The sequence below is a fragment of the Prosthecomicrobium sp. N25 genome, assembly GCF_037203705.1.
GTDB lineage: Bacteria > Pseudomonadota > Alphaproteobacteria > Rhizobiales > Ancalomicrobiaceae > Prosthecodimorpha.
In genome coordinates, this window is the sequence record NZ_JBBCAT010000001.1 from 520,503 (window position 1) to 533,992 (window position 13,490).

A 13,490-nucleotide genomic window follows, 5' to 3' on the forward strand; every position below is an offset into this window, starting at 1 on the left:
CTCATCATGACGAACAAGTTGCTGGCAGTCGCCGGAAGCATACTTCTATGCCTGTCGCTCGGAGGGGGTGCGCTGCCCGCTTGGGCCGACACTTTCAAGATGACGACCGAAATAGCTCCCGGTGTGGCCACGCCCGACGCACTCGACACGTCGATCGGCACGCTGAATCTGAACGACGGTTTTCCGACGCCGGAAACGAGTTCCAAGATCTGGGACAACCTCGATCGGTCGCGCGCACTTCAGGCCTACCTTCTGGCGATTCCGATCGTGAACCAGGCCGGCATGCGCGACTCGCTGCTCAAGTTCGGGCCGGTGAACCAGACCAACGTGATCTGGGAGAACCTTGTCGATTCGCGCACGGTAGAGCTGACGGCGAACGACAACACGATTTACAGCTTCATCTGGATCGACACCAAGGACAGCCCCATGGTGGTGGAGATTCCGCCCAAGGTACTGGGGACGATCAACGATTTCTGGTACAGATGGGTGGTGGACGTGGGCGTCACCGGCCCCGACAAGGGCGCGGGCGGGAAATACCTGATCCTGCCGCCGGGATACACCGGCGAGGTGCCCGAGGGCTTCATCGTGGTACGCCCTACGACCTATGGCATGTGGGTCGTCTTCCGGTCCTTCCTTGTGGACGGCAAGACAGCGCCGGGCGTACAGGGCGTGAAGGACCACCTGAAGATCTATCCGGTGGCCGAGAGGGGCAATCCGAGGCCCGCGACACTGGTCAATGCCTCGGGCATTCCGGCGAATTTCGTGATGCCGACCGATTATTCCTTCTGGGAACTCCTGAACAAGGTGATCCAGGAGGAACCGCCCGAGGGGTCCGACCCGACGACACTGGGGCTGTTCGCCTCGATCGGGATCGAGAAGGGCAAGCCCTTCGCGCCGGATGTGCGGATGAAGGCGATCCTGAAGGATACGGCGAATATTGGTGCGGTGACGGCACGGGCATTGGCGTTGAACATCCGCGGACGCGACGCCTTCTTCTACCCCGATAGCAAGAGTAACTGGCGGCTGCCCTTCTTCGGAGGCTACAAGTTCGAGTCGCAGCCCGGCGTGTCCAACCTCGACGGCGCGATCTTCTATTATATGTTCGCCACCGGCGTCACACCCGCGATGGAAGAGAAGATGGTGGGTCGGGGATCGCAGTACCCCTGGACGGCGCTGGATGCCCAGGGCAAGCCGTTCGACGGCGGCAAGACCTATCGGCTGATCTTGCCGAAGGATGTGCCGGTCAAGGATTTCTGGTCTGTCATCGTCTATGACGTGCAGACTCGGTCGATGCTGCAGACCGACCAGAAGGCACCGAGCGTGTCCAGCCAGAACCCGGACGTGAAGGTGAACGCCGACGGCTCGGTCCATGTATTCTTCGGGCCGAAAGCACCGAAGGGCATGCAGAACAACTGGGTGCAGACGATCCCCGGCAAGGGCTGGTTCATGATCCTGCGGCTCTACGGTCCCCTGGAGCCATGGTTCGACGGCGGCTGGAAGCCGGGCGAGATCACGCTTGTCGAATAACGATCGGCGTCTTTCGCTCCCCGGGTGCCGAACGTCCGTTCTGAGCCCGCTGGGGAAGGTTGTTCTGCGCGGCGAAACGGGTCAGAAGCCGACCTCTGTGCCGAGCTTCATTCTGCAACGGTCTAAAAATGGCGCGCCCGAAAGGATTCGAACCTCTGACCCCCAGATTCGTAGTCTGGTGCTCTATCCAGCTGAGCTACGGGCGCCTGCCGGTGGCGGGGCCGGGTGGGCCCGCCGCGGTGGGGGTGTACGTAATGGGAAATGCCGGCCCGCGCAAGAGGGGCCGGACGGCGGGAGGCAGGATTGTGGAAATCGCCCGGGACGCGTCCCGGGCGCCCCTGTAGCGCCCGGGGCGGACGGGATCGGCGCCCCTCAGGGCCGGGTTTGGTTCTTGCGCTGCGCCGCGCGCAGCTCGATGACCCGGTCCGGGATCGAGATCTCGAAGGTGGCGCCGGGCGCCCGGTCGAGCAGCTCGACCGTGCCGCCGTGCGCGCGCACCAGCTCCGCGCAGATCGCCAGGCCGAGCCCCGTTCCGCCCCGCCGGAACCCGCCCTGGAACGCCTTGAAGAGGTTTTCGCGGGCGCGCGGCGGCACGCCCGGGCCCGTGTCGGAGATGCGGATCACCACGACCGTGCCGCGCCGTTCGGCCGTCACCCCGATGCGCCGGACGATCGCCGGATCCAGGTCGCCGTCGAGCGCCTGCATGGCGTTGCGCATCAGGTTCATGAGCACGCGGAAGAGCTGGTCCGGGTCGGCGTCGATCTCCAGGTCGCGCGGCACCTGCGCGTCGAATCGGATCGTGCCGTGGCCGGCCAGGCCGAGCACCTCGGCGGTGTCCTCGACCAGCCGGCCGAGCGCGACGAGCCGCCGTTCCGGCGGCGCCTCCCGGGCCTTGCCGTAGGTGAGCACCGCCTGGCTGTAGCCGATCGCGCGGTCGAGCGCGCCCACGAGCTTCGGCACGAACCGTTGCACGGTCTGGTCCGGGATGGTCGACAGGCGATCGGTGAAGAGCTGCGCCGAGGCCAGCATGTTGCGCAGGTCGTGGTTGATCTTGGAGACCGCCAGGCCGAGGTCGGCGAGGTGGCTCTTCTGCTGCAGCGTGCCCAGCAGTTCCGCCTGCAGCTCGGCCAGATGCCGCTCCGCGTCGCCGATCTCGTCGCCCCGGCCGGACGGCACGATGACCCGCGAGGCGTCCTCCGGGTCCTCCCGGAACTCCGCCATGGCGCGGGTCAGCCGCTGCATGGGCCTGAGGAATAGGCCGCGCAGGGCCAGGTAGACGAGCGTGCCGGTGATGACCGAGATGACCAGCGACAGCCCCAGGATGTTGACCGAGAACTGCAGCATCGCCTGCCGGAGCGGCGTCTCCGACATCACCACCTCGATCACCCGCCCGCTCGAATAGGGCGGGCCGAGGACCCGGATGATCCGGCCGTCGCCGTGCACGAGCGTCCCGAAGGCGTCCACGATCGCGGTGAGCGGATCCTGCGCCGACATGTCGACGTGGTGCTGCACCTCGGGCGGGATCGCCGCCATGGCGACCAGCCGCCGGGCGTTGCCCTCGCGCGCCGCGATGGTGATCGCCCCCGTCACCTTGAGGAGCTTGTCCTGGGTCTGGCGGGGCACGTCGCCGGCTTCCGCCAGCGCGATCGCCGCCACGTTGGCGAGGCCCGTGCGGTCGCGCAGCCAGCCGAGGCGGTAGTTCGCGATGGAGGGAACGTAGACCAGGATCTCCGCCAGCATGACGAAGAGAACCGTCAGGGCGAGCAGCTTGGCGGAGAGCCCGAGGCCCGTGCGCGTCCGCTCCGGCTCGTCCTCCGTCGCGGACTCCATGCTGGGCGAGGCTCGCGCCGTCACCTGGTCCATCGCCGTCCCCGTGTCTCCCCCGGCCCGCGCCGTCTCTCACGTACGATCACGACCCGTCCCGCGCAATGTGCGGCCCCGCGAAAGATACCAGATCCGGCCGCGAACGGATGCACAATCCGCCGAACTCAGCCGAAGATCCGCAGCACCCGGATGACCCGTCTGAGCCACGGGGAGGCGAGGGTGGGGCGGTAGAACTCGATGGCGGCCCGGCGGGCGAGCTCGCCGACGGTCGGGTAGGGCGACACGAAGCCCGCCACCGGCCTCACCGTCAGCCCGGCCGCGAGCGCCAGCGACCACAGATTGACCAGCTCCCCGGCGTTCCGCCCCGCCGCGCCCGCCCCGAGGAGGCGCCCCTTGCCGGTCACCACCAGCTTGACGAGGCCGTCCGTCTCGCGCTCCGCCCGGGCCCGGTCGCTCGCCGCCATCGGCACCGTGAGGACGCGGATCCCGTCCCCGTGCCGTGCCCGCGCCTCGGCCTCCGTCAGGCCCACCTGGCCGACCTCGGGATCCGTGTAGGTGACGCGCGGCAGGAGATCCCGGTTCTCGCGGACCGGCAGGCGGAACAGGATCGAGCGCACGACCAGTCCGGCATGGTACCCCGCCACATGGGTGAACTGCAGCCCGCCGCGCCCCTCGACCGAGGCCACGTCCCCGATGGCGTAGACGCGGCGGTTCGTCGTCCTGAGCCCGCGGTCGACCGTGATGCCGCGACGGTCCTGCGCGATGCCGGCCCGCTCGAGGTCGAGGCCGGCGGTGGTCGGCGCCCGCCCGGCGGCGACCAGCAGATGGCTGCCCGCGATCCGCTCCGTGCCGTCCGGTCCGGCGACCGACAGCACGATCCCCTCCGGTCCGCGCTCCACCCGCTCGACCTTCGCGCCCTCGCGCAAGGAGACCCCGTCGCGGCGGATCCGCTCGAGCGCCACCCGGGCGAGGTCCGGATCCTCCCGGCCGAGGGCCCGCTCCGCCTCCAGGACCGTGACCTCCGACCCGAGCCGGCGGAAGGCCTGCGCCAGCTCGAGCCCGATCGGCCCGCCCCCGAGGACGAGGAGGCGCTCGGGCAGGGCGGTCAGGTCGAAGACGCTCTCGTTGGTGAGGACCGGGACATCGGCGAGGCCCGGGATCGGCGGCAGCACCGGCCCGGACCCGGTCGCCACCACGAAGCGCCGGGCGCGGATCTCGAAACCGCCCGCCGACACCGCCTCCGGTCCGGTGAAGCGTGCCTCCGCCCGGATCACCTTGACGCCCAGCCCCTCGAAGCGCTCCTGGGAATCATGCGGCGCGATGCCGTCGATGACGTCGCGCACATGCGCTCGCACCCGCGCGAAGTCGATGCGGACGGGCCCGGCCTCGACACCGAAGGCGGCCGCCTCGCGGATCGCCTCGGCGTGCCGCGCCGCCGCGATCAGCGCCTTCGAGGGCACGCAGCCGGTGTTCAGGCAGTCGCCCCCCATCGCGCCGCGCTCCACCAGCACCACCTCGACCCCAAAGGCCGCTGCCGCCGCCGCGACCGAGAGGCCGCCGGAGCCGGCGCCGATGACGCAGATGTCGGGAGTGAGGAGGGGCGGCATGGGAGTCCTTCGGGGATCAGCGGCCGCGGCGGGCGCGCCACGCCTTGAGGGCGAGAGGAAGGAGGGCGACGAGCCCGAGGGCACCGAGCCCGGCGAGCAGTTCGCGGGTGACGAGGCGCGACGGGTCGATCGACAGGCGGCACGGCGCCCCGCCCACACAGGCGGGGTTCGCGGCGATCTGCGCGTCGATGACGCTGTCGAGCCCCGAGCCCACCACCGAGAAGGCGATCGTGCCCGGCAGGATGCCGATCGCGGTGGCGAGCGCGAAGGGCGCGAGCCGCATGCCCAGGAGGGCGGGCGCCAGGTTGACGAGCCAGAAGGGGAAGACCGGCACGAGTCTGAGGAACAGGAGATAGTGGAAGGCGTCCTGCCGGAAGCCCTCGGCGACCCGGGCGAGGAAGGGGCCGGCCTTCCGCCTCAGGGTGTCGGCGAGCGCGGTGCGGGCGGCCAGGAAGACGAACACCGCCCCCGTGGTGGCGCCTACGAGCGTCCCGGCCGCGCCGAGCTTCCAGCCGAACAGGAATCCGCCGGCGAGGGTCAGCAGCGTCGCCCCGGGCAGCGACAACGCCACGGTCGCGACGTAGACGGCCACGAAGGCGAGGAGCGAGAGCAGCGGGGCCGCCTCGACGCGCGCCGCCAGCGCCGACCGGCTCTGCACGAGGCCGTCGAGCGACAGCGAGCGATGCAGGCCGAGCGCATAGGCCCCCGCCATGATTGCCAGGATGGCGACGAGGGGCAGGAAACGCAGGAGGCGCGCGCCGGCGCCGCCCGGATCGGCGGCGGTCATGGACGGCTCCGGCAGGGAAGGGGTGTCATCGATACGCTCGGCCCGGCTCTCCCGATCACTCTAGCGCAGCCGGGCGGGGCGCGGGGTCACGGTCGAGCGATCATGTCCGCGGGGCTCGCGCGTTGACTTCGCCGACCCGCGACCCTATAAGCCCCCACGACCGGGACGGCATGTCCTCCGGGAGCGCCTGCGCGCGTCCCGAGGCGGCGCGCTCGACGCCGGGCGGCCGGCTCTCCCGCTCGGGGAGCTCGCCCTCCCATCCGGACAATGAGACTGACGAGAAGGGGCCGCGCGAGCGGTCGGGAACGATGAAGCGGACCTATCAACCGTCCAAGCTCGTGCGCAAGCGCCGCCACGGCTTCCGCGCGCGCATGGCCACCGTCGGCGGCCGCCTGGTGATCGCTCGCCGGCGCGCACGCGGCCGCAAGCGCCTGTCGGCCTGATCCGGCGCGGCACCGTCGCCGCAGCCCCGGGGCCGAAGCGGATGGACCGTCTCCTGAAACGCGCCGAGTTCCTGGCCGCCGCAAAGGGCGCGCGGTCGGCTCGGCGCGGTTTCGTCGTGCAGGCCCTCCTGCGTCCCGACGGCGACGATCCCGGTCCCCCGCGGGTCGGCTTCACGGTGACGAAGAAGGTCGGCAACGCGCCGGAGCGCAACCGCATCCGGCGCCGCCTGCGCGAGGCCATGCGTCTCCATGGCGCCGAGGTCGCGCGCCCGGGAACCGATTACGTGCTGGTCGGCCGCCGCGAGGCGCTCGGCCTCGCCTTCGCGGATCTCGCGGCCGATCTCCGGGGCGCCCTGAAGCAGGTGCACCGCGACCCGCGCCCCGGCGGACCCGCCGGGGGCCGCCGCAAGCCGCCGGCCGTCTCCGGCCCGTCCGACGACCCGAGCCCCGGTGGGACACGATGATCGACACCAAGAACTACATCGTCGCGATCGCGCTCTCGATCGTGGTGCTGTTCGGATGGCAGTACTTCATCGCCGGCCCCAAGATGGAGGCCGAGCGCCTGCGCCGCGCCGCCGAGCAGGCCCAGGTCCAGCCGGCGCCTCAGCCCGCCCAGGCCCCCGCCCCGGGCGCGACCGCCCCGGTCCCGCAGGCCGGCGCCCCCACGGCCGTGCCGGTCCCCTCCGGCCCCGGCGTCCTCGCCCAGCTCAGCCGTGACGAGGCCCTCAAGGCCAGCCCGCGCGTGGCGATCGACACGCCCTCGCTCGCCGGCTCGATCGCCCTCAAGGGCGGCGTCATCGACGACGTGCGGCTGAAGAACTACCGCGAGACCGTCGACCCGAAGAGCCCGCACATCGTGCTCCTGTCGCCCGAAGGCGGGCCGCAGCCCTACTACGCCGAGTTCGGCTGGCTGCCGGACGCCGGGCAGACCGTCAAGGTGCCGGGCCCGCAGACGGTCTGGACCCAGGAGGGGACGGGCGCGCTCACCCCCGGCAGCGCCGTGACCCTGGCCTGGGACAACGGCGAGGGGCTCGTCTTCCGTCGCAAGATCACCGTCGACGCCAAGTACATGTTCACGGTCACCCAGGAGGTGGCCGCCGCCGGCGACACCAAGGCGCGGCTGGTGCCCTATTCGGCCGTCCGCCGCACCGGCACGCCGGCGACCGCCGGCTTCTACATTCTCCACGAGGGCCCGATCGGCGTCTTCGGCGACGAGGGCCTCAAGGAGCCGTCCTACAAGGAACTGGTCGAAAAGAAGAAGATCGAGCAGGCCAAGGTGGCCGGCTCCTGGATGGGCTTCGTCGACAAGTACTGGGCCGCGGCCCTGATCCCGGACGCCACCAAGGTGATGCAGCCGATCTTCGCCTCTCAGAAGGCCGGCGCCACCGACATCTACCAGACCTTCATGGTCGGCGAGCCGGTCGACATCGCCGCCGGGGCGACGGGCGCGCTCGCCACCCGGGTCTTCGCCGGCGCCAAGGAGGTGGCCACCGTCGACGGCTACGCCGACCAGTTCGGCATCGCGCGCTTCGACCGCCTGATCGACTGGGGCTGGTTCTACTTCCTGACCAAGCCGCTCTTCCATCTGATCGATTGGCTGTACAAGTTCCTCGGCAACTTCGGCCTCGCCATCCTGGCCGTCACGGTCATCCTGAAGCTCGTCTTCTTCCCGCTCGCGAACAAGTCCTACGAGTCGATGAGCAAGATGAAGAAGGTGCAGCCCGAGATGAAGGAGCTGCAGGAGCGCTTCAAGGACGACAAGGTGAAGCAGCAGCAGGCTCTCATGGAGCTGTACCGGCGCGAGAAGATCAACCCGCTGTCCGGCTGCCTGCCGATCCTGATCCAGATCCCGGTCTTCTTCGCGCTCTACAAGGTGCTGTTCGTCACCATCGAGATGCGGCAGGCGCCCTTCTACGGCTGGATCCGCGACCTCGCCGCCCCCGATCCGACCTCGGTCTTCAACCTGTTCGGGCTCCTGCCCTACGACGTGCCGCACGCGCTGGCGATCGGTGTCTGGCCGCTCATCATGGGCGTGACCATGTGGGTGCAGATGAAGCTCAACCCGGCGCCGCCGGACCCGACCCAGAAGATGATCTTCGACTGGATGCCGGTGATCTTCACCTTCATGCTCGGGTCGTTCCCGGCCGGGCTGGTGATCTACTGGGCCTGGAACAACACGCTCTCGATCCTCCAGCAGTCGCTGATCATGCGGAAGAACGGCGTCAAGATCGAGCTCTGGGACAACATCAAGTCGACCTTCAAGCGGTCGAAACCGGCCTCGGGCTGAGCCGATGGCGGAGCCCGGCGCCGGATCGGACGAGGGGCCGCCGGACCTGGCCGGCGACGACGAGGCCGCCGAACGCCGGAGGCTCCTCTTCGCCCGGCCCTGGGCCTTCGAGACCGGCGCCGCCGGGATGGACCAGCTGCCGCCCGGCGCGGGCGTCGAGATCGCCTTCGCGGGCCGCTCCAACGTGGGCAAGTCGAGCCTGATCAACGCGATCCTCGGCCAGCAGGGCCTCGCCCGCACCTCCAACACGCCCGGCCGCACCCAGCAGCTCAACTTCTTCGCCCCCGGCAAGCCGGACGAGCGCAGCAAGAAGACCGCCCGCCTCTCCTCCGGCGCGCCGAAGCGCCCGGTCGAGGAGGTCGCCCTCAAGATCGTCGACATGCCCGGCTACGGCTACGCGCAGGCGCCGAAGGCCGACGTCGAGGCCTGGACGGCCCTCGTCTTCGACTACCTGCGCGGCCGCGCGGGCCTGCGCCGCGTCTACGTCCTGGTCGACTCGCGCCACGGCCTCAAGCCCATCGACGAGGAGGCCCTCAAGATCCTCGACAAGGCGGCCGTCTCCTACCAGGTCGTCCTGACCAAGACCGACAAGATCGCCAAGACCCCCGACGGCGCCCCCGTGGCGAAGCTGATCGAGGCCACCGCCGCGCTCTTGCGCAAACGCCCCGCCGCCCATCCCGTGATCCTCGCGACCTCGAGCGACAAGGGCTGGGGGATCGAGGAGCTGCGGGCGGAGATCGCCGGGCTGGCGGAGTAGGCCCCGGTCGCGGCCCGACGCCTCCGAGCACTCGCCTTGGCGAAGACTCGCCGAGGGCAAGGCGATCGTTCCGAGCCATGAACGCTCTGCGCGTGTCATCCCGGCCATCGGGCCGGGATCCATTGGCCTTTCCTCCTGCAGAGCGGGTGCATCGTCGCACGCTCGTTCCGCGCCGAATCGTCAATAGGCCCCGGCTCGATGGCCGGGGTGACACGCGCGGGGAGGCCGCCGCGAGAACCGCACAGCCGCAGCAAGTGGGCCCGTAGAAGTCGGGCCGCCCATCAGGTGATCCGCACTGGCATACTCGGCACAAACAGGACGTGTGACCGGCTCGCCGTGCTCGAAGAGTAGGGTTACCGTCCTCCTGCGACCAAGGCGTGCTCGTCCTCCGTTGTTCGCGCTGAGCTTAGCTTCTAAGCTCAGCCTTGTTTGGTGGGCAGGCGAGCATGTATCGGTCGGCGGCGCTCAGACCCGGATCGAGAATTGGGCGGTACCGGGTCGAGAGCGTGATCGGCTCCGGCGGATTCGGAATCACGTACAAGGCACGGGCATTTCGCGATCCCGACGAGATCGTCGCCATCAAGGAATTCTTTCCGAGAGAGTACGCGACGCGCAGCAGTCGAAAGGTGGTCTTCAGCCCATCGGTACCACAATCGGAGTTCGTCGAGCTCGTCATGTCGTTCGTCGACGAAGGCATCAAGCTTCGGGACAAGATCAAGCACCCGAACATTGTCGACGTCTTGGACATCGTGCCCAAGAACGATACCTGCTACCTCGTGATGGAGTACATCGACGGCGTACCGCTCGAGAGAGCCTTGGCGGCGGGAAGGCTCAGTCCGACAGAAACATTCCAGATCCTGGAACAGGTATTCTCGGCCGTCGAGTTCCTCCATGCCCATGGCGAGATGCATCGCGACCTGTCGCCCAACAACATCATGGTGCGGTACGACTTCATCACGGACACTCATGTGCCGGTGCTGATCGATTTCGGGGCCAGTTCGAACGGATTGGGAGAGGAGCGCCGCGAGTCGTCGCTCGTCGTCGCCAACTTGCACTATGCTCCCCCCGAGCAATTGTCGAGCACGGGGCCACGCGTCCACGATCGCTACACGGACGTCTTCGCACTGGGCGGTATCATGTACCGCATCATCACGGGCCGCCGGCCGATCGACGCGATGACGCGCCTTGCCGCCCTCGCGAACGGAGGCCGGGATCCGCTCGGCGTTCCCGTTCCGGCTCACGACCCGCCCCTCTTCCGCCCAGCGTTCCTGAACACCGTCACGGACTGCCTCGCCCTGGACCCGGCACAACGACCCCAGTCCGTGGCCGAAGTTCTCCAGGAACTGCGATCGGAGCGCGATGCCGCCTACATCCGGCTGAACGGCATCCCTGTCTCGGGTTGAGGACAGCTGCCCTCCTCCCACCCCTACTCCGCCGGCTCCGCCACCACCGGCCCGCGCGGGTTCACCGCCATCGGGTTGTTCGGGTGCTCCAGCCAGGTCCGGTGTCCCCCGACCACCTGCCCGGTGCGCTTGTCGACCTCGCCCGGCTGCAGTTCGCGCAGCGTGATGCAGTCGTCGACCGGGCAGACGACCACGCAGAGGTTGCAGCCGACGCACTCCTCCTCGATGACCTCGAAGTGGCGGACGCCGTCCCGCTCCTTGAGGATGGCCTGGTGCGAGGTGTCCTCGCAGGCGATGTGGCAGCGCCCGCACTTGATGCAGAGGTCCTGGTCGATCTGCGCCTTGACGGCGTAGTCGAGGTTCAGGTGCTGCCAGTCGGTCAGCTTGGGCACCGCCGCGCCGACGAACTGGTCGACGGATGAATAGCCCTTCTCGTCCATCCAGTCCGACAGGCCGGTGATCATCTCCTCGACGATCTTGAAGCCGTAGGTCATCGCGGCCGTGCAGACCTGCACGGTGCCCGCCCCGAGCGTCATGAACTCCGCCGCGTCGCGCCAGGTCTCGATGCCGCCGATCGCCGAGATCGGCAGGCCGCGGGTCTCGGGATGGCGCGCGATCTCGCTCACCATGCTCATGGCGATCGGCTTCACGGCCGGGCCGCAATAGCCGCCGTGGGTCGCGAGGCCCCCGGTCGCCGGCCAGGGCGTCAGGCTGTCGAGGTCGACGCCCATGACCGAGTTGATCGTGTTGATCAGCGACACGGCGTCCGCCCCGCCGCGCCGCGCCGCCTCGGCGGGCTTGCGGATGTCGGCGATATTGGGCGTGAGCTTGACGATCACGGGCATGCGCGTGTGTTGCTTGCACCAGCGCGTGACCATCTCGACATAGTCCGGTACCTGCCCGACCGCCGAGCCCATGCCGCGCTCGCTCATCCCGTGCGGGCAGCCGAAATTCAGCTCGACGCCGTCCGCCCCGGTCTCCTCGACCCGCTTCAGGATCGCCTTCCAGCTCTCCTCCGTGCAGGGCACCATGAGGGAGACGAACAGCGCCCGGTCCGGCCAGTCGCGCTTCACCTCCTTGATTTCGCGGAGGTTCACCTCGAGCGGCCGGTCGGTGATGAGCTCGATGTTGTTGAAGCCGATCACCCGCCGGTCCTGGGCGTGGATCGCCCCGTAGCGCGGGCCCGACACGTTGACGATCGGCGGGCCGTCCTCGCCGAGCGTCTTCCAGACGACGCCGCCCCAGCCCGCCCGGAAGGCGCGCACCACGTTGATGGCCTTGTCGGTCGGCGGCGCGGAGGCGAGCCAGAACGGGTTCGGCGCCTTGACCCCGCAGAAGCGGACGCTCAGATCGGCCATGTCGTCCTCCCTCAGGCCACCCGGGCCACGATCTCCGAAAGCGCCCGGTCGATCGACAGGGCCGCCACCTTGCCGTCCTCGACGGCCGCGACCGTCAGGTCGTCCCCGCCGAACACGCAGTCTCCGCCGGCCCAGACCCCGGGCAGTGACGTCCGCCGCTCCCCGTCGACCTCGATCCGGCCGCCCTCCATCCGGATGAGGCCGGTGCCGAGGTCGTCCGCCACGAAGGTCTGCCCGATTGCCTTGAAGAGCTGGTCGCAGGGGAGCGTCAGCGTTTCGCCGGTGCCGACGAGCCGCCCGTCCGCCTCGCTCGTATACTCGAGCTCAACGCCCGCGAGCCGCCCGTCCTCGGCCAGCAGCCGCCGGGGCCTGAGCCAGTGCCGGATCAGCACGCCGTCGGTCTGCGCCACCATCTGCTCGTAGTTGCTGGCGTTCATCTGCTCCGGCCCGCGCCGGTAGACGATCGTGACGTCCTCGGCCCCGAGCCGCTTCGCTTGGGATGCGATGTCGATCGCCGTCATGCCGCCGCCGATCACCACGATGCGGCGCCCGACCGGATAGGCGGCGAGGTCCGTCGCCTGCCGCAGCCGCGCGATGGCGTCGACCGCATCCTCCACGCCCGGCAGGTCGTCGCCGAGCCCGAGGCCGTTGACCCCGCCGAGGCCCATCCCGAGGAAGACCGCGTCGAAATTGTCCTGCAATTCGGTGATGGTCACGTCCCGCCCGAGCCGCTTGCCCGTCTCGATCGTGATGCCGCCGACGCCGAGGATGTAGGCGACCTCGCATTCGGCGAAGCCGTTCGTCGCCTTGTAGGCCGCGATGCCGTATTCGTTGAGCCCGCCCGCCTTCTCGCGCGCCTCGAAGACGACCACCTCGTGCCCGAGCGTGGCGAGCTTGTGCGCGCAGGCGAGCCCGGCCGGCCCGGCCCCGACCACCGCGATGCGCCGGCCCGTGGGTGCGCCGCGCCGGTAGAGCTGCTTGCCCGCGGCGAAGAGCGTGTCGGTGGCGAAGCGCTGCAGGAGCCCGATCTCGACCGGCTTGCCCTCCGAGGCCTCGCGCACGCAGGCCTCCTCGCACAGTGTCTCGGTCGGGCAGACCCGGGCGCACATGCCGCCCATGATGTTGGAATCGAGGATCGTCCTGGCCGCCCCGATCGGGTTGCCCTTGGCGATCTGCCGGATGAAGAGCGGGATGTCGATCGAGGTCGGGCAGGCCTCCACGCAGGGCGCCTCGTAGCAGAAGAGGCAGCGCTCCGCCGCCACCCGCGCCTCGAAGCGGTCGAGCGGCCGGTGCAGGTCCGCGAAATTCTCGGCGATCTCCTCGGGCGAAAGCCGCCCCGCTCGGATGTCCGCGACAGCGCTCATGCGAGACCTCCCCTTCCCCCGGGGCGCCCCGCCGCACGGGCCGGACGCCTCGCCGCCAGCATGGCCCGGAACTCGAAAAGTTCCAAGATTTGACCAATTGATCAAACGTACGGGAAGGTGTCAATCGGGCGGG

The 13,490-nt window shown here is 69.5% G+C and carries 11 protein-coding genes and 1 tRNA gene; 6 read left to right on the forward strand and 6 right to left on the reverse strand.

Features of this window, described 5'->3' with window-relative positions:
- The first annotated feature begins 6 nt into the window (after positions 1–6).
- Positions 7–1,527 carry a DUF1254 domain-containing protein gene (locus tag WBG79_RS02440; protein WP_337355521.1) on the forward strand — a complete coding sequence of 507 codons (1,521 nt, stop codon included), beginning with the start codon at positions 7–9 and terminating at the stop codon, positions 1,525–1,527.
- 129 nt (positions 1,528–1,656) lie between these two features.
- Here WBG79_RS02440 and WBG79_RS02445 read toward each other — a convergent pair.
- The 4 genes from WBG79_RS02445 to WBG79_RS02460 all read right to left on the reverse strand — a co-directional run bounded on the left by WBG79_RS02445 (position 1,657) and on the right by WBG79_RS02460 (position 5,745).
- Positions 1,657–1,733, reverse strand: a tRNA-Arg gene (locus WBG79_RS02445).
- 166 nt (positions 1,734–1,899) lie between these two features.
- Positions 1,900–3,357 (reverse strand): sensor histidine kinase, encoded by a 1,458-nt coding sequence (locus WBG79_RS02450; protein ID WP_337355522.1) that lies wholly within the window; start codon positions 3,355–3,357, stop codon positions 1,900–1,902.
- Between the two features lie 158 nt (positions 3,358–3,515).
- On the reverse strand, positions 3,516–4,958 hold the full coding sequence (locus WBG79_RS02455; protein ID WP_337355523.1) for a dihydrolipoyl dehydrogenase family protein: 1,443 nt from the start codon (positions 4,956–4,958) through the stop codon (positions 3,516–3,518).
- Positions 4,959–4,974: 16 nt separating this feature from the next.
- Positions 4,975–5,745 (reverse strand): TVP38/TMEM64 family protein, encoded by a 771-nt coding sequence (locus WBG79_RS02460; RefSeq protein WP_337355524.1) that lies wholly within the window; start codon positions 5,743–5,745, stop codon positions 4,975–4,977.
- A gap of 308 nt (positions 5,746–6,053) precedes the next feature.
- Here WBG79_RS02460 and rpmH point away from each other — a divergent pair, with 308 nt between their 5' ends.
- The 5 genes from rpmH (at position 6,054) to WBG79_RS02485 (ending at position 10,635) form a co-directional block, all read left to right on the forward strand.
- Positions 6,054–6,188: a 50S ribosomal protein L34 gene (rpmH, locus tag WBG79_RS02465; RefSeq protein WP_054359961.1), complete on the forward strand. Its 135-nt coding sequence runs from the start codon at positions 6,054–6,056 to the stop codon at positions 6,186–6,188.
- Positions 6,189–6,229: 41 nt separating this feature from the next.
- Complete coding sequence (rnpA, locus tag WBG79_RS02470) at positions 6,230–6,652, forward strand: ribonuclease P protein component (RefSeq protein WP_337355525.1); 423 nt, start codon at positions 6,230–6,232, stop codon at positions 6,650–6,652.
- Positions 6,649–8,475 (forward strand): membrane protein insertase YidC, encoded by a 1,827-nt coding sequence (yidC, locus tag WBG79_RS02475; protein WP_337355526.1) that lies wholly within the window; start codon positions 6,649–6,651, stop codon positions 8,473–8,475. The genes rnpA and yidC overlap by 4 nt, the downstream gene beginning before the upstream one ends.
- Positions 8,476–8,479: 4 nt before the next feature.
- Complete coding sequence (locus WBG79_RS02480) at positions 8,480–9,232, forward strand: GTP-binding protein (protein ID WP_337355527.1); 753 nt, start codon at positions 8,480–8,482, stop codon at positions 9,230–9,232.
- 446 nt (positions 9,233–9,678) lie between these two features.
- On the forward strand, positions 9,679–10,635 hold the full coding sequence (locus WBG79_RS02485) for a serine/threonine-protein kinase (RefSeq protein WP_337355528.1): 957 nt from the start codon (positions 9,679–9,681) through the stop codon (positions 10,633–10,635).
- 23 nt (positions 10,636–10,658) lie between these two features.
- Here WBG79_RS02485 and preA read toward each other — a convergent pair whose 3' ends face one another.
- Both preA and WBG79_RS02495 read right to left on the reverse strand, forming a co-directional pair.
- Positions 10,659–11,993: an NAD-dependent dihydropyrimidine dehydrogenase subunit PreA gene (gene preA / locus WBG79_RS02490; RefSeq protein WP_337355529.1), complete on the reverse strand. Its 1,335-nt coding sequence runs from the start codon at positions 11,991–11,993 to the stop codon at positions 10,659–10,661.
- A gap of 11 nt (positions 11,994–12,004) precedes the next feature.
- A complete protein-coding gene (locus tag WBG79_RS02495) occupies positions 12,005–13,357 on the reverse strand; it encodes an NAD(P)-dependent oxidoreductase (protein ID WP_337355530.1) in 1,353 nt (450 codons plus the stop codon).
- Between the last annotated feature and the right edge of the window lie 133 nt (positions 13,358–13,490).